This is a genomic window from Chitiniphilus shinanonensis DSM 23277, from assembly GCF_000374805.1.
Taxonomy (GTDB): Bacteria; Pseudomonadota; Gammaproteobacteria; order Burkholderiales; family Chitinibacteraceae; genus Chitiniphilus; species Chitiniphilus shinanonensis.
This window is the reverse complement of the sequence record NZ_KB895334.1, coordinates 265730-288225: the sequence shown is the minus strand read 5'-3', so window position 1 is coordinate 288225 and position 22496 is coordinate 265730. Positions and strand designations below refer to the sequence as shown.

At 73.9% G+C, this 22496-nt stretch carries 12 protein-coding genes; all 12 read right to left on the bottom strand.

Features of this window, described 5'->3' with window-relative positions; all coding sequences use genetic code 11:
* Positions 1-47: 47 nt before the first annotated feature.
* The 12 genes from C556_RS0101340 to C556_RS0101285 all read right to left on the bottom strand — a co-directional run bounded on the left by C556_RS0101340 (position 48) and on the right by C556_RS0101285 (position 22168).
* Complete coding sequence (locus C556_RS0101340; RefSeq protein WP_040430109.1) at positions 48-1448, bottom strand: ABC transporter permease; 1401 nt, start codon at positions 1446-1448, stop codon at positions 48-50.
* A 149-nt stretch (positions 1449-1597) separates the two neighbouring features.
* Positions 1598-2383: an ABC transporter ATP-binding protein gene (locus C556_RS18840; protein WP_018746422.1), complete on the bottom strand. Its 786-nt coding sequence runs from the start codon at positions 2381-2383 to the stop codon at positions 1598-1600.
* 32 nt (positions 2384-2415) lie between these two features.
* Positions 2416-6180, bottom strand: coding sequence for a non-ribosomal peptide synthetase (locus C556_RS0101330; RefSeq protein WP_018746421.1), 3765 nt, complete (start codon positions 6178-6180; stop codon positions 2416-2418).
* A gap of 16 nt (positions 6181-6196) precedes the next feature.
* On the bottom strand, positions 6197-12544 hold the full coding sequence (locus C556_RS18835; protein ID WP_018746420.1) for a non-ribosomal peptide synthetase: 6348 nt from the start codon (positions 12542-12544) through the stop codon (positions 6197-6199).
* A gap of 46 nt (positions 12545-12590) precedes the next feature.
* On the bottom strand, positions 12591-14096 hold the full coding sequence (locus C556_RS0101320) for an alpha/beta fold hydrolase (protein ID WP_018746419.1): 1506 nt from the start codon (positions 14094-14096) through the stop codon (positions 12591-12593).
* Positions 14087-15583, bottom strand: coding sequence for an acyl-CoA dehydrogenase family protein (locus C556_RS0101315; RefSeq protein WP_018746418.1), 1497 nt, complete (start codon positions 15581-15583; stop codon positions 14087-14089). Before C556_RS0101315 ends, C556_RS0101320 begins: the two co-directional genes overlap by 10 nt.
* Positions 15573-17165, bottom strand: coding sequence for a class I adenylate-forming enzyme family protein (locus tag C556_RS0101310; RefSeq protein WP_018746417.1), 1593 nt, complete (start codon positions 17163-17165; stop codon positions 15573-15575). Before C556_RS0101310 ends, C556_RS0101315 begins: the two co-directional genes overlap by 11 nt.
* On the bottom strand, positions 17162-18226 hold the full coding sequence (locus C556_RS21285; RefSeq protein ID WP_018746416.1) for a beta-ketoacyl synthase N-terminal-like domain-containing protein: 1065 nt from the start codon (positions 18224-18226) through the stop codon (positions 17162-17164). Before C556_RS21285 ends, C556_RS0101310 begins: the two co-directional genes overlap by 4 nt.
* 1 nt (position 18227) lies before the next feature.
* Positions 18228-19457: a beta-ketoacyl-[acyl-carrier-protein] synthase family protein gene (locus C556_RS0101300; protein WP_018746415.1), complete on the bottom strand. Its 1230-nt coding sequence runs from the start codon at positions 19455-19457 to the stop codon at positions 18228-18230.
* A 439-nt stretch (positions 19458-19896) separates the two neighbouring features.
* On the bottom strand, positions 19897-20400 hold the full coding sequence (fabZ, locus tag C556_RS18825; protein ID WP_018746414.1) for a 3-hydroxyacyl-ACP dehydratase FabZ: 504 nt from the start codon (positions 20398-20400) through the stop codon (positions 19897-19899).
* Positions 20397-21152 carry a 3-oxoacyl-ACP reductase FabG gene (gene fabG, locus C556_RS0101290; protein ID WP_018746413.1) on the bottom strand — a complete coding sequence of 252 codons (756 nt, stop codon included), beginning with the start codon at positions 21150-21152 and terminating at the stop codon, positions 20397-20399. Before fabG ends, fabZ begins: the two co-directional genes overlap by 4 nt.
* On the bottom strand, positions 21149-22168 hold the full coding sequence (locus C556_RS0101285) for an NAD-dependent epimerase/dehydratase family protein (protein WP_018746412.1): 1020 nt from the start codon (positions 22166-22168) through the stop codon (positions 21149-21151). Before C556_RS0101285 ends, fabG begins: the two co-directional genes overlap by 4 nt.
* Positions 22169-22496: the final 328 nt, after the last annotated feature.

Genomic DNA, 22496 nt, shown 5'->3' with positions numbered 1-22496 from the left:
CCGCCGCCGGGCACGGCCGCGCCGTGCCGAAACGCTTCATCAGGCCCTCAAACATGACGCAAAGCCTCCACGACGGGGATGCGAGCGGCGCGGTACGCCGGCAGCAGGCTGGAGATCGCCGCCAGCAGCAGCAGCGCCACCACCGAGCCGACGATCAGGTCCGGGGTGTTGAACATGTGCACCACCAGCGGGATCTTCTCGATCGAGTTGGGCGGGGTCCAGGTGAAGCCGGCCGAGTTGATCGCCAGCGCGCACAGCACCGCCAGGCCGCAGCCCAGCACCGTGCCCAGCGCGCCGATGATCAGGCCCTCGCCGAGGAACTGCCGCGCGATGCCGCCGCGCCGCACGCCCATCGAGCGCAGGGTGCCGATCTCCACCGTGCGTTCCATCACCACCGTGCTCATGGTGTTGGCCACGCTGAACAGCACGATGGTGCCGATCAGCAGCAGGATGAAGCCGAAGATGGACGCGAACAGCGCGCGGGTCTGGTCGTAGGCCGGGAACAGCGTGCGGTAGTCCAGCACCTCCAGATCCCAGCCCCTGGCCTTGATCAGCGCCTCCAGCCGCGCGCGCGCCGTATCGATGTCGGCCGTGCTGCGCAGTTGCAGCACCACCGAAGTCACCTGCGGCCTGTCGCGGCCGTAGACCAGTTGCTGCGCCATCTCCAGCGGCATCGCCATGTAGCTGTCGTCGATCTCCTTCACCCCCAGGCTTTCCGCCGCCGCCACCCGCGCATTGATCACGTTGGGCGCGCCGTTGGCGGTGGCCGCCAGCACGTCCAGGCGCGGCTTGCCGTCGGCCGCCGGGCGCGCGCCGGCCGCCTCGGCCTCGCTCAGCGCGCCCAGGTCGTCCGGCATCGCCGCGCCGCCCGACGACCGGGCCGTCGGCTCGCCCTTGGGACAGTTGGGCACGGCCAGCGCGTCGCACAGCCGCAGCGTGCGCGCCACGCCGATGCCCAGCGACACTGCGTCGGACTGGCCTTCGGGCAGCGCGATCTTCTTCGGCTCGATCGGGAAGCGGTATTCGTTCCACTCGCGCATGCGGTTCTGGTCGCCCGCCACGTAACCGTAGCCGGCCACCGTGCGCGACACCCCGCGGTTGAAGTCCCCGGCGATGCCTTGCAGTTGCAGCAGCGGCGTCACCACCTGGACCAGCGGCTTGAGCACCGGATCGCGCTCGACCTCGGTCATCACCTGGCGGTAGTCGGCGATGCCGTAGTCCACCGGCGAGCCGGTGCCGAGCAGGAAGTAGTTCTTGCGCTGCAGTTGCAGATGGCCGATCTGCTGCACGATGCCGGTCTGCATGCCGTCGACCACGGCGTTGGCGTAGCCGCCGAAGATCAGCAGCGCGATCTCGCCGACGATCAGCGTGATCAGGGTGACGAGGGTGCGGCGCCGGTTGCGCATCACATTGCGCAGCGGCAGCGCCAGCGAATTCAGGGAGAACATGGTGGTGGATTCCTTCAAGGGAATTGAAGCCAAGCCACCAACAAAATCCAGCGACGCGGTCCTGGCAAGAAGCGCGAAACGCAGACAGTACAAGGCGCGTACGGCAAGTGAGCGCGACGCGGCCAGGAGGGTTTTGTTGGTGGCGCCAGTCAAACGAGGCTGGGCGCCGCGGTTTCAGCGCGGACAGGGGCCGTTTCGGGCGGCAGCAGCCGGCCGTCGCGGATCGGATAGACCCGGTCGGCATGCGCCTTCAGCTGTGGGTCGTGCGACGAGATGACGAACGCCACGTTGTGCTGGCGTTGCAGCGCGCGCATCAGCGCCACGATGGCGGCGCCGTTTTCCGAATCGAGATTGGCGGTGGGCTCGTCGGCCAGGATCAGCGCCGGCGCCTTGACGAAGGCGCGGGCGATGGCCACGCGCTGGCGCTGGCCGCCGCTGAGCTGCGCCGGGTAGTGGCGCATCTGCGCCGCCAGCCCCACCTGGTCCAGCGCGGCCTTCACCCGGCGCTTGCGCTCGTCGGCCGGCACGCGCGCCAGCAACAGCGGGTACTCGACGTTCTCGTAGGCGGTCAGCACCGGCAGCAGGTTGAAGTTCTGGAACACGAAGCCGATGTGGTCGCGGCGGAAATCGCTGAGCTGGTCGTCGTTCAGCCGGCCCACCTGCTGGCCGAGCACCGTCAGGTCGCCCCGGTCGGGACGGTCGATGCAGCCGATCAGGTTGAGCAGCGTGGTCTTGCCGCTGCCGGACGGCCCGCTCAGCACCGAGAGCTGGTCGGTCTCGATCGACAGGTCGACGCCGCGCAGCACCGGCGTATCCAGCGTGCCGCTGCGGTAAGCCTTGTGCACCCCGTGCACGATCACCGCCGGGCGCGAACTGCCCGCACGCGGCTCCGCCTGGCCCACCGGGGGCTGGCGTGTTTCGTTGGTTCGGTTCATCTGGGTTTCCTTCGGTTGGCGAGGCGCGGCCGTCAAGCGGCCGACACGCTCGCGGGGGAGGTGGAAGCAAGCGTTTCAAAGTGCCAGGTCAGCGCCAGCAGCCGGCCACGGAACCGCGCCAGCAGCCGGCGAGCCTGACGGCGCGGGAGTTGCGCGCGGTCGTGGCGCAGCCCCAGGCGCAACTGGCCGCCGGCCACCAGCGCGTCCAGTTCCAGCGCGTGGGTGCGCGGGTTGTCCGGGCCGCGGTCCTGGCCGGCGCTGCCCAGCACCTGCCAGCCTTCGGGCAGATCCAGGCTGTCGAACACGCCGAGGTAGTTGTAAAGCAGCGTTTGATCGCGATAGTCGGCGAACGGATGCCCCGCCCGGCCGTGCGCGGCGTTGCAGGCGGCGACGAAGTGGCGCGCCTGCGCGCGGTGCGCCTGCCAGGCGTCGGCGGTGGCGGCCAGCAGCGCGTCGGCGCCTTCCGGCACGCTGGCCGCGTAGGGGTTGTGGGTGGCGAACCAGCCGACGGTGCGCGACAGGTCGAGCGCCGGATCGGCGTCGCGGCCGTTGGACACCACGTCGAAGCGCACCTCACCTTCGCCGGTCCAGTCCTTCAGCGCCGCCGACAGCGCGGCCAGCAGCACCAGGTGCAGGGCCGGCGCGCCATCGCGGCGCAGGCTGGCGCTCAACCGCGCGGTCTCGGCCGGCGACAGCGCCAGCGTCGCCAGCGCGGCGTCGCGCTCGCGGCCCGGCGCGGGCGGCCGGTGGCCGCCCGGCAGCGCCAGCGGCGTCAGCGGCCGCGTCTCGGCCAGCGCGGCGCAGGCCGGGCCGACGGCGTCCGCCACGTGGGCGACGTGCGCCGCGTACGGCGTGGCGCGCAGCAGGCCGGCATCCGGGTCGCGGAACGCGGCGACCAGGTCCTCGATCATCACGCGCCAGCAGTGCGCGTCCACCACCAGGTGATGCGCCACCCACAGCAGGCGCACGTCGCGCTCGCCCAGCCGGACCAGCACGGCGCGACACGGCCGGCCGTCGTCGTAGCGCACCGCGCGTTGCAGCGCCTCGACCTCGGCGCGCCAGGCGGCGCCACGCCGCCACGGCGTCAGCCGCGACAGATCGACCAGCGGCAGCGGATCGGCCGCGTCGCGCGGGCCGGCCACCAGGCCGTCGCCCGTCCAGCGGGCGCGCAGCAGCGGGTGGTGATCCAGCACCCGCGCCAGCGCGTGGCGCAGCCGCTCCGGCGGCGGCAGGTGATCGAAGCGGATCACGATGGACTGGTTCCAGTGCTGGCGGTCGCACAGCGGCAGGCGCTCGAAGAACTTGCGGCCCATCGGCCCCGGCGCCACCGGCGCGTCGCCGGCCGCGTCGTCGATCCGGTCCAGCCGGCGCACCCGCGCCAGCACGCCACGGATGGTGCGGCCGCGTTGCAGGTCGAGCGGGCTGGCGGCGTAGCCGAGCTGGCCCAGCACCGACAGGTATTGCAGCGCCAGCAGCGAATCGCCGCCGCTGAGGAAGAAATCGTCGTCCACGCCCACCCGCTCCAGCCGCAGGATGCGCGCCAGCTCGGCGGCCAGCCGCTGTTCGGTCTCGCCCTGGGGCGCCACGTAGGCCAGCCCCATGCCTTCGCGCTCCGGCCGCAGCGCGGCCAGCGCCTTGCGGTCCAGCTTGCCGGTGGCGCCCACCGGCGGATCGGCCAGGTGCACGAACTGGGCGGGGATCATGTAATCGGGCAGGCGCTCGGCCAGCCCGCGCCGCAGCGTGTCGGCGGCCAGCTCGCCCTGGCGGCTGACGTAGAACGCCACCAGGCGCGGCGGCGTGCCGTCCTCCTCGCGCACCACCACCGCCGCCTGGTCGATGCCCGCCAGCTGGTTGAGCTGGCTTTCCACCTCGCCCAGCTCGACACGGAAGCCGCGGATCTTCACCTGCTGGTCGGCGCGGCCGGCGATCTCGATCAGGCCGTCGGCGCGCATCCAGCCCAGGTCGCCGGTGCGATAGATGCGCCCGCCCGGTTCGTTGGGCCAGGGTGCGGGGATGAAGGCGCGGCCGCTACGCTCGGCGTCGTTGAAATAGCCCTGCCCCACGCCCAGCCCGCCGATGTAGAGCATGCCCTTCTCGCCCACCGCGCACGGGCGCAGCGCGTCGTCCAGCACGTGGAAACGCTGGTTGGGCAGCGGCCGGCCGTAGGGGATGCGTTGCCAGCGCGGGTCGATCTGGTCGAGCGGGTGGTAGATCGACCACACCGTGCCCTCGGTGGCGCCGCCCAGGCTGACCACGCGGCAGTCGGGGAACACGCGGCGGATCTGCGCCGGCAGCGCCAGCGGGATGAACTCGCCGCTGAGCATCGCCAGCCGCAGCGTCGGCACCGGCTCGACCGTGCGCTCGGCCAGCGGCAGCAGCAGCTGGCTCATGCCGGTGGGCACCGAATCCCAGATGGTGATGCCGTGGCGGCGCACGATGTCGAGCAGCGCCGCCGGATCGCGCGTCTCGGCCTTGGTCGGCACGAACACGCAGGCGCCGGCCAGCGCCGCGCCGAAGAGGTCCCACACCGACAGGTCGAAGCCGTAGGACGAAAAGCACAGGATGCGGTCGTCGCCGCCCACGTTGAACACGTTGTTCACGCCGATCAGCGTGTTGACGATGTTCAGATGGCTGATCGTCACGCCCTTGGGCTTGCCGGTGGAGCCGGAGGTATAGATCACGTAGCACAGGTCGTCCGGCCGGTTGACCGGGCGCGGCGCGCTGGTCGGTTCGGTGGCCAGCGCGTCGGCGTCGGCCACCGGCACGCCCTGGTAGTGGCGGCGCGGCCAGCGGTCGACGCAGACCAGGTGCTTCACGCCGGAGCCGGCCAGCGGCAGCGCGCCGCGATGCAGGGTGTCGGCGTCGGTCACCACCACCCGGGCGCCGGTGTCGGCCAGGATGCCGGCCAGCCGCTCGGCCGGCAGATCGGGCTCCAGCGGCACGTAGGCGCCGCCGGAACAGACCACGCCGTACAGCGACGGCGGCATCAGCCGGTCGCGCCGCAGCACCACCGCCACCCGCTCGTTGCGCGCCACGTCCAGCCGGCGCAGCCGGTGCGCCAGGCGATAGGCGTGGGCTCGGTAGTCGGCGTAGTTCAGCCGGCCGCCGCTGGTCTGCACCGCCAGCGCGTCGTGCTCCAGCTCGATCACCGGCGCCAGCAGCGTCGGCAGCGTACGTTGCGGCGGCAGGTACATCGTGGTGGCGTTGTAGTCGGCCAGCAGGCGGCGATGCCGCGCCGGCAGCCGGTCCAGCGCCTCCAGCGGCAGGTGCGGCGCCTGCGTCATCGCGCGGTGCAGATGCGCCACGGTGCCGGGCCAGTCCGCGGGGCGGGTGGCGGCGTCCAGCTCCGGCGCGGCGTCGATGGTCAGCGTCCAGCCGGCGTCGGCCGGCCGCGCGGTCACCCGCAGCTGGCGCTCGGCGGTGTCGCGCGCGTCGCCGTCCACCCAGGCGAACGGCGCGGGCTCGGCCGGCGCCTCGGCGCGCGCCAGTTGCGCCGCCAGCTCGGCGCGCAGCGTCGCCGCCGTCCACGGCGCGTCCAGGCGCAGCCGCAGCGCGCATACCCCGGCCGGGCCGACATGGTCGAGCGCCAGCTCGGGGCGGCCGGCGATCCATTGCAGCAACATCATCCAGGCGGCGAGCGCGGCGGTCCGGTCGCCGTCGGGCAGGCTCGCCTCGACCAACCGCCGCGCCGGCGCGGCGGGCGCGCCCTTGCGGCATTCGGCCAGCAGGCGATAGGCGACGCCCTTGTCGATGCGTTTTTCCTGGAACAGGTCGATCACGATTTGTTGGAGGTCCATGGTCTTCTCGTCGCGTTCAATTCGGGGCCAGCAGCGCCAGCAGCGCGCTGTCGGCCGTCACCAGTTCGCCCAGCGGGGCGTCGTCCAGGCCGTCGAGCGCGTCGGCCAGCCGGTCCAGGTCGTCCAGCAGGCTGTCCACCCAGGCCGGCGGCAGGCCGGACTCGGGCGTTTCCAGCCGCCAGCGCCAGCCGGCGCCGCCGAACAGGAACGACACCACCAGCGGGAACTTGGCGGTGCCGGTGCCGATGGCCGCCAGCGTGGCGGGCAGGCCGGCGAACGACAGCTCGGCGGGCAGCACTTCCTCGTTGAACAGCACGTTGAACGGCAGCCCCTGCGCCGACTGCGCCGCCAGCACGCGGTTGAGCGGGTAGTCCTCGACCTCCTGCAACGCCGCCAGCCGGGCGCGGCTGCGCGCCAGCAGCGCCGGCAGGCGCTCGTCGCGCGTCCACTCGAACACCAGCGGCAGCGTGTTGACGAACAGCCCCGGCGTCGCCTCGAACGCGGCATGGGTGCGCCCGCCGCAGGTGATGCCGACGCTGAAGCGCTGGCTGTCGCAGCGCTGGCCGAGCGCCAGGGCGAACAGCGACAGCCCGAGCACGAACGGCGTGACGCCGTGGCGCGCGCACAGCGCGTCCAGCCGGGCGCTGCGCGCGGCGTCGAAGCCGACCACACGCTGCCGGCCGGCGCCGGCGGCATCGGCGCGACACGGCAACGCCGGCGGCGGTGCCAGTTGCGCCGGCTGGCGCCAGAAGGCGGCGGCGCGCTCGCCGAATTCGCCGTCCAGCCGCTGGCGCAGCCAGGCCGCGTAGTCGAGGTAGGACGCCTCGCCGACGGCGGGCGGCAGCGGCTGGCCGCGATACAGCGCGTCCAGCTCGCCGAGCAGGCGCACCAGGGTGACGCCGTCGGCCACCGCGTGATGCGCGGCCAGCGCCAGCCAGTGGCGGCCGGCCGCTTCCAGGTGGCCGCAGCGCCACAGCGGGCCGTCGTCGAGCGCGAACGGCCGGCGCTGGAAGGCGTGCAACGCCGACTCGGCGTCGGCGGGATCGGCGCTCAGCCGCTCCAGCCGCGGCGCGGCGGCGTCCAGCACCAGTGCCAGGCCGTCGCCGCCCAGCGCGAAGCGCGCCCGCAGCAGCGGGTGACGCGCCGCCAGCGCGTCCCAGGCGGCCGCCAGCCAGGCCACATCAAGCGCGCCGTCCAGCGCCAGCGTCAGCGGCATGTTGTTGAGCGCGCTGCCGGGGTGGGCGCGGTCGAGGAAGTACATCCGCGCCTGGGCCTCGGTCGCGGCGCCGCGTAGCGGATCGGGCGCCATGCCGGCGTGGGGCGCGGTGTCGTCGTCCTGCGGCGCGGCGTCGATGCACGCGGCCATCGCCGCCAGCGTGGGATGCTGCATCAGCAGCGGCAGCGCCAGCCGGCGCCCCAGGCGCTCGCGCACCCGGTTCACCAGCCGCGCGGCGGCCAGCGAATTGCCGCCGAGCAGGAAGAAGTGCGCGTCGCGCCCGGACGGCGGCGCGCCCAGCAGCTCGCCCCACAGCGCGGCCAGCGCGGTTTCGGTGGCGCCGCCCGGCGCTGCGCCGTCGGCCGCGACCGCGCCGCCGGACCAATCCGGCGCCGGCAGCCGCTTGCGGTCCACCTTGCGGTTGCCGGTCAGCGGCAGCTCGGTCAGGTGCTGGTACAGCGCAGGCACCATGTACGCCGGCAGGCGGGCCGCCAGCGCGCGATCCAGCTCGGCGCGCGCCTGCGGCGCGCCGGTATACCAGGCCACCAGCACCCGCTCGCCACCTTCCGGCGCGCACGCCTGCACCACGGCGCGCTCGACGCCGGGCACGCGCTCCAGCGCGGTTTCGATCTCGCCCAGCTCGATGCGGAAGCCGCGCAGCTTGATCTGGTTGTCGGCGCGGCCGATGAAGTCGAGCTGGCCGTCCGGCGCCAGCCGCGCCAGGTCGCCGGTGTCGTAGAACGGGCGCGCGCCACGGCCATCCGGATCGCGGGCGACGAAAGCCGCCGCGCTGCGGGCCGGATCGCGCCAGTAGCCGGCGGAGAGCCCGTCGCCGCCGATGTGCAGCGTGCCGGCCACCCCGGCCGGGCAGACCCGGCCGGCGTCGTCCAGCACCCACACTTCGGTGTTGGCGATCGGCCGGCCCAGCGGCTGCCACGGTCGCGCGTCCAGCTCGGCCGGCACCGGGTAGGCGGTGGACAGCACCGTGGTCTCGGTCGGGCCGTAGACATTCACCACCTCCACCTGCGGGCTGTGGCCGCGCAGGCGGCGCACTTCGTCGCTGCGCAGCGCTTCGCCGCCCAGGATCAGCAGCCGCAGGCTGCGCAGGCCGTCGCGGCAGGCGTCGGGCATTTCGTTCAGCACCGCCAGGTAGGCGGGGGTGACGGTGGCGATGCGCACCTGCCGCTCGCGCAGGGTGTCGAGGTAGCGCTGCGGCGAGGCGCGGCGCTCGTCCGACAGCACGTGCAAGTGCAGGCCGGCGCATAGGCTGGGCAGGATCTCGGCCAGCGACACGTCGAAGGAGAACGGTGCGAACTGGCAGATGGTCTCGCCCGGCCGGTAGGCGAAGGCGCGCACCACCCAGTCCACCAGGTTGGTCAGACAGCGCTGGGTACCGAGCACGCCCTTGGGCCGCCCGGTCGAGCCGGAAGTGAAGATCAGGTAGGCGGGGGCCGCCGGATCGAGCACGCGGCCCGGATGCGGCCGGGTGTCGTCCAGCGCGGCGCCGTCGAACGCCAGCAGCGGCAGCTCGGGCAGGCAATCCGGGCGGGCGCCGGCGCTGGCCAGCAGCAAGGCGGGGGCGCTGTCGTCGACGATGGCGCGCAGGCGCTCGGCCGGCAGTGCCGGGTCGAGCGGCACCGCCACCAGCCCCAGCTTGAGCGCGGCCAGCAAGGCGATCACGTAGTCGGCCGAGCGCGCGGTGAGCAGCGCCACCCGCTCGCCCGGCGCCACGCCGTGGGCATCCAGGCGCCAGCACAGCGCGTCCACCCGCCGCCGCAGCGTGCCGTAGTCGCAGGCGCCGTGTTCGTCCGACAGCGCGGCGGACCCAGGCATGGCGGCGGCGGCGGCCTCGAAGCGCGCGATCGTCGAGCGCTGGCCATCGACCGGATGGCGGGTGTCCTGGTACGGCCGCCACAGCGCGCGCTGCGCCGGCGACAGCAGGTCGAGCGCGGCCAGCGGCCGTTGCGGCGCGGCCAGCCATTGTTGCAGCAGATGGCGGAACAGCTCGCTCCAGCCCTCGACCTGCGCCGCGCCGAAGCGGGCGCTGTCGTATTCCCAGGTCAGCGCCAGCCGGCCGTCGCGCCATTGGCTGCTCAGGTAGAGATCGACCCGCGCCGCGCCGCGCACCTGGCCGTGCGCCACCGGCGCCAGTCCGGCGGGCAGCGCCAGCGCCGGCAGGTTCTGGTGCACGTAGACCACGCGCACCGCGTCGGCGGCCGGCGCCTGGCCGGATTCGGCCAGGGTCGCCAGGTCGGGCACCGCGCCGTCGAGCCAGGCGGTGCGCGCGGCGGCCAGTTCGCCCGCCAGCGTGGGCAGGTCGTCGCCGTCGCGCAGGGTCACCGGCAGCGGCAGCGTGGTGGCGAAATAGCCGACCCGCTGCGCCGTGGCCGGATGGTGGCGGCCGCTGGTCACGGTGGCCAGCAGCGGCGTGCTCACCTGCGCCATGCGGCCGCACCAGGCGGCCAGCGCGGCGGCCAGCACGGCGAACTCGCTGCCGCCGTGGCGCAAGGCGCCGTCGCGCAGCGCCCGCGAATCGGCGTCGGACCACAGGTCGGTGCAGGTGCCGACCGCGCCGGGCGCGGCGTGCGGCGCGTCGCCGGGCAGTTGCACCGCTTCGGCGGCCGCCAGCCGGGCCGGCCAGTCGCCGGTCGCGGCGCCTTCCGGCGCGCACCACAGGCCGCCGTCGGCCGGCGGCGCGTCGCCCCCGGCGTAGACGGCGAAGATCTGCGACAGCAGCAGGTGCAGGCTCCAGCCATCGACCACCAGGTGGTGGGCGGCCACCAGCACCAGCCAGTCGCCGCCACTGCGGATCAGCCGCAGCCGCAACAGCGGGCCGCGCCGCAGGTCGAACGGCGCGCGGCCGTGCTCGACCAGCGCGGCCCGCGCCGCGGCGTCGTCCAGCGTCAGCACCGCCGCGTCCAGCGGCAGCGGCGTGTGCACCAGCGCCGGCTCGGCACGGTCGTCGACCACGGCGTTGAGCATGGCGTGGCCGGCGATCACACGGCGCGCGGCGGCCAGCCAGGCGTCGGCGTCGAATGCGCCGCGCAGCCGCAGCCAGTGGCTCTCGTGATAGGTGGCGGCGTCGGGTTGCAGCAGCCACGCGGTCCACAGCATGCGCTGACGCGCGGTGAGCGGCGCGCGCGGCGCTTCGGGCAACGGCGCGGCGTCGGGCGTGGCGGGCAGTCCGGCGAGCAGGCGGACGATGGCGGCCGGCGAGCCGGCCTGGAGCAGCGCCGCCACCGGCAGCACCGTGCCGCGCCGCTGGCCCAGGCGGAACGCCAGTTGCATGAAGCCCACCGAATCCAGCCCGTGCCGCGCCAGCGATTGCTCCGGGTCGATCCCGGCCGGCAGCGTCGGCAGCAGCGCGCGCACCTCGTCCAGCAGCGCGGCCTCGGCGGCGTCGAGCGGACGCGCGGCGTCGGCGACTGCCTCGCGCAGCAGCGGGTCGAACTCGCCGGCGGCCAGCGCCTGGCGCAGCGCGAAGCGGCGGATCTTGCCGCTGGGGGTCTTGGGCAGCGCGGCCAGGCCGATGGCGCCGGCCACCGGATAGGCCAGCAGTTGCTCCAGCGCGGCGCGCAACGGAGCGCCCTCGGCGGCGGCGGCGGCCTTGCTGGCGTGGCGGAAGAACACCACCACGCGCTCGCGGCGGGTGGCGGGGTCGGTGTCGCCGACCACGGCGATCTGGTTGGCGGGCCAGTCCAGCGTGCGCGCCAGGGCGGTTTCCAGGTCGTTGGCGAAGTGGTTGCGGCCGTTGACGAACACCACGTCCTTGGCGCGGCCGCTCAGGTACAGGCAATCGTCGTGCACGAAACCCAGGTCGCCGGTGACGCACCACGGCTGGTCGGGCTGGCCGAAATAGCCGGCGCTGACGTTGGGGCCGGCCAGTTGCAAGTGCCCCAGCCGGCCCGCCGGCAGCGGCTGGCCGTCGTCGTCGAGCACGCGCACCCGCATCTCGCGCATCAGCGGTCCCAGCGCGACGATCTCGCGCGCGCCGGGGGTGTCGGGCGCACACAGCGGCAGCGGCGCGCCGGGCGACAGCGCCACGTCGCCGCGCAGCCACAGCGTCGGCAGCGTGCCGCGCGCGGCCAGCTCGGCCTGCGGGAACTGGCTGGCCACCACGCACGCCTCGGCGATGCCCCAGCCGGGGCTGATGGTGCCGGCCGGCAGGCCCCAGCCGGCGAAGTGCGCGGCGAATTCGCGGCACAGCGCGGCGTCGATCGGTTCGGCGCCGTTGTAGATCAGGCGCAGCGTCGTCAGCCGCGCCGGTCGCGCCCCCGCGGCCCGCGCAGCGCGCAGGCACTGGTCGAAGCCGAAGTTGGGCATGCCGGTGACGGTGATGCCGTGGCGCTCGATCAGCGCCAGGAACGCCGCCGGATCGCGGGCGAAGGTCAGCGGTGTGGTCTTGTACTGGGCGATGCCGGCCAGCGCGTGGCACAGGTGGAACAGCACCAGCCCCATGTCGTGGGTCAGCGGCAGCCAGCTCAGCGAGCGGTCGGCCGGGCCCAGCGCGGAGCGCTCGGCGATCTGGCGCACGTTCCACAGCAACTGGCGATGGCTGAGCCGCACGCCCTTGGCATCGCCGGTGCTGCCGGACGAGTACATCAGCAGCGCCAGCGCGTCGGGGTCGATGGCCGGTGGCGCGGCCGGCGCGTCGTCGGCGGCGGCCTCGGCCAGCAGTGCGTCGGCGTCCAGCCAGTGGGCGGCGACGACGTGGCGCGCGGTGTCGCCGCGCACCGCGTGGCGATCCAGGTCGCTGATCAGCAGCGGCGCGACGCCCGGCCGCGCGGCGCACTGGGCGACCACCGCGCCCAGCTTGCGCCAGGCGTCGTCGCCGGCGGCGTAGCTGCGCGGCGCGCCCAGCGGCACCGCCACCGCGCCGGCATGCAGGATGCCCCACAGGCATTGCACCAGGCGGTATTCGTCGTCGCAGCACAGCAGCACCGGATCGCCTGGCCGTACCCCGCGCCGCGCCAGCGTGGCGGCCAGTTGCAGCGCGTGCAGGCGCAGCGCGGCGTAGGACAGGGTGCGCGATACGCCGTCGCGGTCGAGGAAATGCATGGCCTGGCCGTCGGCGGCACGCCGGGCCAGCACGTCGGGCAGCGCCGCGCCGTCGGCCAGCGCCCGGGCAAAGTGTTCGACAAGGGACACGGAAGGCTCCGTCTGGGTGGATCGGTCGGAAAAAGCGGAAGTCATTTCAGCGGCGCTCATGCGGCGTGCCCCCGAGCGTGGCGAGGCCCCCTCGCGGCGGCGAGGGCGGGGGGAGTGGAGTGGAACAAGAAGCGCCGTTGCCGGCATTCCTCTGTCCTTCGGCGCCCGGCTCTGCCGGGGGCTTGCTCACCTCCGGGCCGCAGCCAGCCGACGACGACGGCGGATAGGCGCGATCCGGGTGCAGCAGGAAGCCGCGCAGCCAGTGCGCGGCGGCGCCCAGGTCGGGGTAGAGGATGTCGGCATGACCGGCGCCGGGGATCACCACGTAGCGGTCGGCCGGCAGCCCCTCGGGGCGGCGCTCGATCGGGGTGGTGGTGTCGAATTCGCCATTGATCGCCAGGGTGTTGCGGTAGTCCGGCGTCAGCCCGCTCGGGGCGCAGCGGCCGCCGGCGGCAACGTAGGCGGCGGTGCCGGCGAACAACACCGACGACGGGCTCTGGAACAACGTGCCCTGCCCGGCCTGATCCACCGCGCGGATCGCGGCTTCGTCGCAATCGGTGGCGTAGGCCTTGAGGAAGAAGTCGGCCCAGTTGAAGCCGAAGCGGATGAACCAGTCGTAGGCGGCCGAGAACAGGAACCAGCGGGCGCCCTCGCCCTGCTGGGCCCCGGTCACCGCGCGCAGCGACCAGTCGCGGGTCCAGCTGTTGAAGCTCATGAAGTAGGCGACGAACAGCGCCTTGGCGTCGTTCACCGGCAGCACGCCGAGGTAGCGTTCGGGGCGCGCCGCCGGCTTGGCCAGCGCCTGGCGCAGCGCGGCGGCGGCGGCGGCGCCGTCGCCCCGGCGCGCCAGGTGGTCGGCGTAGCGTTGCAGCACCTGCTGTACCTGCTGCGGCTGCCAGACGAAGCCGCCGGGCGTGTTCATGGCGAACAGCACGCTGCCGGCGACGCGCTGGCGGTGCCGGGTCTGGTAGGCCAGCGCGATGCGGGTGCCGAAGCTGTGCCCCACCAGGTACACCTGCGGCACGCCCAGCGCCTGGCGCAGCCGCTCCAGATCCTCGGCCAGCGCATCGACCGAGAAATCCTCGAACGCCACGCCCTGGCGGCGCAGGTCGTCGAAGCCGTCGCGGTATGCCTGCTGCAACGGCGCGGTGTCGGCCAGCGCCAGTCGGCCGCGCAGGGTGCGCAGGCCACGGGCGAAATACGGCGAATCGAGCACGATGGACGACTTGCCGACGCCGCGGTACTCCAGCACCGCGACGTCGAAGTCGTCCAGCCAGGCGGCCGGCGGCTCGTTCTTCAGGTTGCTCACGCCGGGGCCGCCGCCGAGGAAGAACAGCATCGGCCGCGCCGGACCGGGCTTGCGGTGCAGCCGGTACGGCAGCTCGATCCGCCCCGGGCGGGTGGCGATGCCGTCGACCACCACGCTACCGTGGCTGACATAGGGCGCGCGCGGCAGGGCGCGGCGCTCGTCGGCGTTGCCGCCCGGCGCGATCAGGCCGAGCAGGCCGGCGAGGAAGGCCGGCGCCAGCCGGCCGGCACGGGTCATGACCATGCGAACGCTCCCGCGAGATCGGGCCCCAGCCGGCCGTGGGCACGGGCCTGGCGCAGGGCGTGGAAGGAATGGGTGGCGGCGTCGGGCGCCAGGTGCATGCGCAGCGGATGGCAGCGCGCTCGCAGGCTGAAGTGGTGCCAGGCCCAGCGGGCGGCTTCGTCGGCGGCGCTGGCGCAGGCCAGCAGCAGCGCGGCGCCGCAGGCGTCGCCCAGCGAGGCGACCGCGCCGGGGCGGGCGCTGGGCCCTCCCTGCGCCGCCAGATCGGCGAACCAGTGCGCCAGCGCGTCGTGCGCCGAGCGCAGCGGCTGCGGCCAGTCGTCGCCGGCGCGGCCGGCCGGCAGGCGCAGCCAGGCGGCGACGGTCTGCTGCGCCAGCACTTCGCCCGGCCCCTTGAGCAGCCGCAGCAGGCCCATGGCCTGCGCCGTGCGGGCGATCGACGGCGGGGTGGCGCGGCCCTGGCCGGCATAGGCGGCGTCGAGTTCGCCGACGATGGCCTGCGCCTGCTGCGACACGGTGTGCTTGGTCAGCGCCACCAGCGCGGCGAACTGGGGATGACCTTGGTCGCCCAGGCGGGCGACCCAGCGCAACAGGCGGCCCAGCGCGCCGGTGGCAGCGGCCAGTGCATCGAGCCGGCCCGGCGACAGCGGCGGCGCGGCATCGGCGCCGCATACCGCCAGCGCGTCGCGCGCCAGGCCGACGCAGCCGGCGGCGGCGCCCAGGCGGCCGGGCAACACCAGGCGGTTGAAATGGGCCATGCCCTTGCCGGCCTCGCCCAGCAGTTGCCACGGTGCGATGGCGACGTGGTCGAGGAACAGGTCGGCGGTGTCCGAGCCGTTGGCGCAGTGTTTGTCCCAGGCGGCGGCGACCTCGACGCCGGGCTGGTCCAGCGCCACGCAGACGAAGCGGGTGGCGCCGGGCGCCGGGTGGGCGTCGGGGCAGGCTGCGACCACCACCACGTGGCTGGCGCGCTCCAGGTTGGTGATCCACTGCTTGCGGCCGTTCAGGCGCAGCGTGCCGTCGGTGTCGCGGGCCAGCCGGGTGCGCACGGTGGCGACGTCCGAGCCGGTCTCCTCGGTGATGGCGAACGCCAGCAGCCGGTGGCGGCGACGGATGTCGGCCAGCAGTTCGCGCGCCTGCGGCGCCGGGCACAGCTCGGCTACGGCCTTGACGCTGACGCACAGGTGCGGCACGGCGGTGATGACGTAGGCCGGCCCCAGTTGCGCCAGCCGCTCCATGGTGACGACGAAGTCGTGCAGGCTGGCGCCCAGCCCGCCGGCGTCGCGCGGCACGGTGAGCGAGAACAGGCCGCGCTCGAAGCATTCGGCCAGCACCGCCTGATCGAGCGCCGGATCGGGATCGGCGTCGGCGCGCAGCGGCCCGGCCAGCCGCGTCAGGTGTTCGCCCAGCGCGGCGACCTCGGGGTCGACCGCGTCGTGGCCGAGGTTGGCGCTACGGCGCCAGGCCAGGTCGAGCAGCTCATGCAGCATGGGCCGGCTCCCGCGGGGTGTCGCACCAGGCCGGCGTCAGCTCGCCGCATTCGATGCGACGGCGCAAGGCGGCGTGCTGCATCTTGCCGTTTTCGGTCAGCGGGATGGCGCCGCCGGGCACGAACCAGCAGGCGTCGGGCGCGATGCCGGCGCGCTGGTGCGCGGCGCGGCGCAACGCGGCCGCCAGCTCGCCCAGCGCGGCGGCGTCGCCCAGCAGCAGGCGGTCGGTCTCCAGCACGGCGACGATGCGGCCGTCGGCGGTCTGCACCACACCGGCGCGGCGCACGGCGTCGAATGCCTGCGCGGCCTGTTCGATGTCGTGCGGGTTGTATTTCTCGCCGCCGCGGATCAGCAGGTTCTTGCTGCGGCCGACCACGTACAGCCAGCCGTCGGCGTCCAGGCAGCCGACGTCGCCGGTGGCGAGGCGGCCGGCTTCGTCGAAGGCGGCGGCGCTGGCCTGCGGCCGTTGCCAGTAGCCGAGCATGCGCGACGGCGACGCCACCAGGATCTCGCCGCTGACGCCGGGCTGGCGGGTGGCGCGGCCGTCGGCGCCGCGCACCCACAGCTCGACGCCGGGCACGGCGCGGCCGGAGGCGACCCGGCCCTGGGCGTCGACGCGGCAGGCGGCGTCGTGCGGGGTCAGCGTGGCGCACAGCGTCAGCTCGGCCATGCCGTAGGCGGGTTTGATGGCGTGGCGCACGCCGAAGCGGGCGCCGAAGGTGTCGATGCTGTCGCGCCGCACCGGCTCGGAGCCGCAGATCAGCAGCCGCAGGCTGTCGAGCGGGTAGTCGGCCGGCTCGGCGACCACGCGGTTGGCGATCTGCAACAGGCTGTCGGGCGCGCCGCTGATGGTGGCGCGATGGCGGCCGATGCCGCCCAGCCAGGCGTACAGGCTGGTGGCGTCCTGGCGGTACAGCAGCAGCGGGTGGCCCAGCAACAGCGGCGCCAGGCCGAAGCACACCAGGCCCATGTCGTGGAACAACGGCAGCAGCGAGGCGAACAGGTCGCCGTCGGCCAGTGCCATGTGCGCGGCAAAGGCGCGGATGTTCTCCAGCACCGCGTCGTGGCCGATCATCACGCCCTTGGCGTCGCCGGTGGAGCCGGAGGTGTACTGGATGAAGGCGCATGCGCCGGCTGGCGCGGCGGCGGCCACGCGCGGCGGATGGTCGGCGCCGGCGGCCACTTCCAGCAGCAGCGGGGCGTAGGGCTGCGCCTGGTGCAGCGCGCGGTGGCGCGCGCCCAGCGCCGGCTCGATCAGGATCAGCCGGGCGCCGGCGTCGCGGCACAGATAGGCCATGCGCTCGGCGCCGCTGCGCGGCGAGGCCGGCACCGGGATCGCGCCCAGTTGCTGGCAGGCGAGGAAGGCGGCAATGAAGGTGGGCCCGTTGTCCAGCAGCAGGATCACCCGCTCGCCCGCCGTCACGCCGTGGTCGGCCAGCCGGCCGGCGATGCCGCCGGCGGCGACGGCCAGGTCGCGGTAGCGCCACGGCTGCTCGTCGAAGATCAGCGCGGTGCGGTGCGGGGTCTGGTCGACCCGCCACGCCCAGGCGTCGGCCAGCGTGCGGTGGTCCAGCGCGTTCATGCGGCGAGGTCCCGGTGCTTTTGCAGCAGCAGCGCGGCGCACGGGCCGTGGTCGCTGCCGTGCAACACCAGCGCCAGTTCGCCGGCCGCCACGCGCGGGTCGCCCAGCAGGTCGAGCACGGCATAGGCGCCGTACAGCGTGCCGCTCTCGCCCAGGCGCTGGTGCAGCGCCAGCCGGCGGCAACCGCCCAGGCCGAGCGCGTCGGCATCGACGCCGGGCGCCAGCGCCACGGTGCCCACTTCGTCCAGCATGGCGCCGAAGCGGCGGCGCAGTTTGTCCAGGCAGGCGGCCAACCCCTGGGTGGCGCTGCCGGGCGACTGCACGTGGGCGCAGCCGAACACGCCGGCCAGCGCGTCGCGGCCGTGGCGGCGCGCCTGCGCGGCGGTTTCCAGCGCCAGCAGCGCGGCGCCCTCGACCAGCGGTGCGGCCGGCTGGCCGGCGGCGTGCGCCAGGCTGTGGCGGTACAGCGCGTAGGCGGGGGTGGCCTCTTCGGCGGCGCCGACCAGCGCCAGGTCGATGCGGCCGGCTTCCAGTTGCGAGGCGGCCAGCGAGAAGGCGATCAGCCCGGACGCGTCGCCGTCGGTGAGGGTGATGCAGCTGCCGCGGATGCCGTGGCGGATCGCAGCGTAGCTGGCCGGCACGTTGAACACCACGTTGGGATAGATGCTGGGCTGCACGTAGCGCGGCTCGTCGATGGCCTGGAGGTCGAACGCCAGCACGCTCTGCAACGGGCCGCTGCTGCCGAGCACCAGGCTGACGCGCTCGTCCGGCAGCTGTTCGCGGCGCACGGCGGGGTCGTCCAGCCCCATGGCCCGGTGCAGCTGGGCGGCGGCGACGCAGACATGCAGCGTCAGCCGGTCGAAGTTGCCGATGCTGCGGGTGGCGAGCAGTTCGCGGGCGTCGTAGTCGGGCACGCGGGCCAGCTTGGGCTCGGCGCGGTAAGCGCCTTCCAGCGGGGCGAAGGCCGGCGGCGCGGTGCGCAGGCCGTCGAGCAGGGCCTGCACGCCCAGGCCGTAGGGCGACAGCGCGGCGGCGGCGCTGATGACGAGTTGGGCATCCATGTCAGTCTTCCTGTGCGGGGTATTGGCGGAACAGCACCACGGCGTTGTTGCCGCCGAAGGCCGAAGCGGTCTTGAGCACGTTGCGCACCGGCGCCGGGCGCGCCTGGAGCGGTACGCAGTCCACCGGGCACTGCTCGTCCGGGCCGAGGTGGTTCATGGTCGGGGTCAGCACCTGCGCCTGGATCGAGCAGATGGCGGCGACGCACTCGATGGCGCTGGCGGCGCCCATGGCGTGGCCGACCATCGATTTCACCGACGACAGCGGCGGGATGCGCTCGCCGAACAGCTGGCCGAAGGCGGCCGATTCGGCCTTGTCGCTGGCCTGGGTACCGGTGCCGTGCACCGACAGGTAGCAGACTTGGTCCGGCGCCAGCCCGGCGCTGTCGAGCGCGGCGCGCGCGGCTTGGGCGATGCCGGCCGGGTTGGGCTGGGTGATGTGGTGGGCGTCGCAGCTTTCGCCGTAGCCGGCGACCTCGGCCAGGATGGTGGCGCCGCGCGCCAGTGCGCTGTCGAGGGTTTCCAGGAACAGCATGGCGGCGCCTTCGGCCGGCACCATGCCCTGGCGGTCGCGGCTGAACGGGCGCGGTACGTCCGGGGCGATGGCGCCCAGGCGCGAGAAGCCGGCGTAGCCGTAGCGCGAGAAGGCGTCGGCGCCGCCGACGATCATCGCCACCGCGTCGCCGCGCCGCATCAGGTCGATGGCGGCGCCGATGGCGAAGTTGCTGGCCGAGCAGGCGTTGCCGATGGTGACCGCCGGGCCGCAGGCGCCGAATTCGCGGCCGATGGCCTGCGACAGCGTGTGCGGCGCATAGCCGGCGAAGGCGCGCAGCCCGTCGTCGTCCAGCGCGCCGGCGGCGATCTGGTCGCAACAGAACTCCAACTCCTTGGATTCGCCCTGGGTGTAGCCCAGCGCCACGCCGACGTCGAACGGGCGCTCGCCGATGGCGAAGCCGGCGTCCTCGACGCACTGGCGCGCGGCGGCCAGCGCCAGCTGCTTGGCGCGCCCCAGCTGCGCCAGGTCGGCGCGGCCGGGGAAGTGCTCGGCGATGTCGAAGTCGTGCACCTCGCCGCCGCGGTCGGAATTCATGCGCGACACGTCGATGCCGCGCACCGCGCTGATACCGACCACACCGCCCAGCGCGTTGGCGAAGAAAGCGGCCGGATCGCGACCGATGGTGGTGATCGCGCCAAGGCCGGTGACGACGATGCGCGGAAGATCTGCTGATTTCATGAGTGCCTCTCGTTGCTGAGGGTTTGCGACACGACGCAATTGCCTGGAAAACCTGCTTGCATCCGTATCCCGTCGGGATTCGTTGCACGCAGCTTCAGAACTCCATTGCCGCCGCTGCTTCGTTTCCAGCGGCTTTTCCCCCCGTTACGCAGCGCCGAGGAGTGGAGCGAGACCTTGGGCTCGCGACCGACGCAGGGCACCCCGGAGGGGCGCAGGCGCGGGCCGCCTTTTCTTTGGTTCGTTTCTTTTGGCGGAGCAAAAGAAATGAACCGGCCCGCCCGGCCGTTGAGGGCGTCAATCAGCCCCGCGCCACAGGCGCTCGGCGTTTGAGAAGTCGACGTTGGCGTGCGACCCGCTCCACCGCGAACGGCCGCGGTCGCCCACACCGCAACGCGCTGGGCCGTCATGGCTTCGGCCTTGTTCGATCCGGGCGCGCCCATCACTGCGCCTCCCGCCACACCGCCGGCTGCGGCGCCGGCGCGGACACCGCCTTGTCGCGCCGCGACACCAGCAATTCCGCGCTGGCCACGCGGTGGCCGCCCACGCTGACCTCGCAGTCGAACTGCGAGAAGCGCTCCAGCCGGCGGCTCAGCCGGGCCCGCGTCTCCAGCTGGTCGCCGGGGCGCACCATCTGGTGGAAGGTGCTCTGGGTGACGCGCACCAGCACGTACAGTCCGCCCTGCCCCGGCTCGGCCGCGGCCATCACCCAGCAGGCGGCCTGGGCCATGTTTTCCAGCAGCAGCACGCCGGGGAACACCGGCTCGTCGGGGAAGTGGCCGCGAAACACGGGGTTGTCCTCGCGCACCCGGTAGTGGGCGGTGACCCACTCGCCGGGCACGCCGGCGGAAACGCTGTCGAGCAGCAGGAACGGCTCGCGGTGGGGGATCACCTCGGCCACCGGCAAAGTCAGCGGGTCGCGGTCGAGCAGGGTGGTCGGGCTCATGTGGTCAGCCCTCCGTCCACCACGAACACCTGGCCGGTGACGTAGGACGCGCCGGGCGACAGCAGGAAGCCGACCAGCGCGGCCACTTCGTCGGTCTCGCCGAAGCGCTTGAGGGGGATGCGCGCCAGCGCGTCGGCCTGCTGGCGCTCGTTGAGCGCGTCGGTCATGTCGGTGCGGATGAAGCCCGGCGCGACCACGTTGACCCGCACGCCGCGCCCGGCGCATTCCAGCGCCAGCGCCCGCGACATGCCGATCAGGCCAGCCTTGCTGGCACAGTAGTTGGCCTGCCCCGGCACGCCGACCACGCCGGCCACCGACGACACGTTGACGATGGCGCCGGCGCGCTGGCGCAGGAACAGCGGAATCGCGGCCTTGCAGGCGTAGAAGGCGCCGTCCAGGTTGGCCGACAGCACGGCGCGCCAGTCGTCCTCGTTCATCATCAGGATCGAGCCGTCGCGGGTGACACCGGCGTTATTGACCAGGGCGTCGAGCCGGCCGAAGCGATCGACCGCGCGGCTCAGCATGGCGCCGGCGGCGGCCGGGTCGCGGGCGTCGGCGCGGATCGCCTGCAGCCGGGTCTCGCCCAGTTCGTCCACCAGGGCGCGGGCGCGGTCCTCGCTGCCCAGGTAGGTGAAGGCGACGCGCCAGCCCTGGGCGTGCAGCAGGCGCACGATGGCGGCGCCGACGCCGCGCGAGCCCCCGGTGACCAGCGCGACCGGCTCGGCCGCGGCGTTGTCGTGGATGTGGTTCATGCGGGTTTCCATTGGGTGGAGTGGAGGGTGGCTTCCGGCGCGGGCAGGAAGCCGTGTTCGCGATACCAGGCGAAGCACGCTTCGATGGCATGGCGCAGCGGCGGCGGCGCGTAGCCCAGCTGCCGGCGCGCCTTGCCGTCGTCGAACAGGTGATGGCCGCCGAACACGCGCATGCGGTAGGCGTCGACGGCGGGCGGCGCCAGCCCCGGCAGCGCCTGGCGCAGGCCGGCCTCCAGCCGTTGCAGCGCGTAGGGCCGGCGCGCCAGCGGGCGGGCGTCGCCGCCGGTGGCGGCGGCGATTTCGGCGATCAGCGCGGCAAAATCGACATGGTGGCCGCCGAGGATGTAACGCTCGCCCGGCACGCCCCGCGTGAGGGCGGCGACGTGCGCCTCGGCCACGGCGTCGGCCGGGGCGAAGGTGCCGCTGCCGGGCGGCACGAACGGCAGCTGGCCGGTGGCGACGGCGAGCACGATGCGCCCCCATTGCAGGGTGTGGTCCCAGGCGCCGAGCACTTCGGCCGGGTTGAGCACGATGGCGTCGAGCCCGCGCGCGTCGCGCACCAGGCGCTCGGCCTCCAGCTTGGTGCGGGCATAGGGCGAGGCGGCGCGCCACGGCTGCAACGGCATGGTTTCGTCGGCCGCCATGCCCGGCTGTCCGGTGGAGCCGATGGTGGAGGTGGTGCTGGTGTACACCAGCCGCCGCACCCCGGCGCGCCGCGCCGCGTCCAGCACCGCGCGGGTGCCTTCGACGTTGGTGGCGGTCAGCCGCGGCAGATCGCGCATCAGGCAACTGGTGTCGCCAGCGGCGTGGATCACCGCATCCATGCCGCGCAGCGCGGCGGCCAGGCCGGCTGCGTCGTCGAGCCGGCCGGGCACCAGCGCCACGGGCAGGCGCTCCAGGTACTGGCGGCGCGCCTGCGGGCGCACCAGGCAGGCCACGTCATGACCGGCGGCGAGCAGCGCCTGGACGATGTTGAGACCGACGAAGCCGGTGGCGCCGGTGAGAAACACACGCATGTTCTGTTCCTTCAGCCAAGAGGGCGGAGCCTGGGCCAAGCGCGCTGCGGGCAACGGGCTTGGTGCAGGCACCGGAAACGGAAATGGGACGACCAGTCCGGGACGAATGCCGGGAGGCAGTGCAAGGCGCGCCGAGCGACGCGGGGTGATTCCCCCGCGAGCGAGGCGCAACGCCGCAATGCTCCTGACACCTATTCCACGGTCCGGGACGAATGCCGGAATGCAGTGCAAGACGCGCCGAGCTATGCGGGGTGGGTCTCCCGCGAGCGAGGTGCGACGCCGCAATGCTCCTGACACCTATTCCACGGTCCGGGACGAATGCCGGGAG

Bases quoted from the DNA above. Each gene is read 5' to 3' on its own strand.
- C556_RS0101315 (WP_018746418.1), bottom strand. From the start codon at position 15,583: ATGCTGCATGAGCTGCTCGACCTGGCCTGGCGCCGTAGCGCCAACCTC.
- C556_RS0101310 (WP_018746417.1), bottom strand. From the start codon at position 17,165: ATGAACGCGCTGGACCACCGCACGCTGGCCGACGCCTGGGCGTGGCGG.
- C556_RS0101330 (WP_018746421.1), bottom strand. From the start codon at position 6,180: ATGGACCTCCAACAAATCGTGATCGACCTGTTCCAGGAAAAACGCATC.
- fabG (WP_018746413.1), bottom strand. From the start codon at position 21,152: ATGAACCACATCCACGACAACGCCGCGGCCGAGCCGGTCGCGCTGGTC.
- C556_RS0101340 (WP_040430109.1), bottom strand. From the start codon at position 1,448: ATGTTCTCCCTGAATTCGCTGGCGCTGCCGCTGCGCAATGTGATGCGC.
- C556_RS18840 (WP_018746422.1), bottom strand. From the start codon at position 2,383: ATGAACCGAACCAACGAAACACGCCAGCCCCCGGTGGGCCAGGCGGAG.
- fabZ (WP_018746414.1), bottom strand. From the start codon at position 20,400: ATGAGCCCGACCACCCTGCTCGACCGCGACCCGCTGACTTTGCCGGTG.
- C556_RS21285 (WP_018746416.1), bottom strand. From the start codon at position 18,226: ATGGATGCCCAACTCGTCATCAGCGCCGCCGCCGCGCTGTCGCCCTAC.
- C556_RS0101300 (WP_018746415.1), bottom strand. From the start codon at position 19,457: ATGAAATCAGCAGATCTTCCGCGCATCGTCGTCACCGGCCTTGGCGCG.
- C556_RS0101320 (WP_018746419.1), bottom strand. From the start codon at position 14,096: ATGGTCATGACCCGTGCCGGCCGGCTGGCGCCGGCCTTCCTCGCCGGC.
- C556_RS0101285 (WP_018746412.1), bottom strand. From the start codon at position 22,168: ATGCGTGTGTTTCTCACCGGCGCCACCGGCTTCGTCGGTCTCAACATC.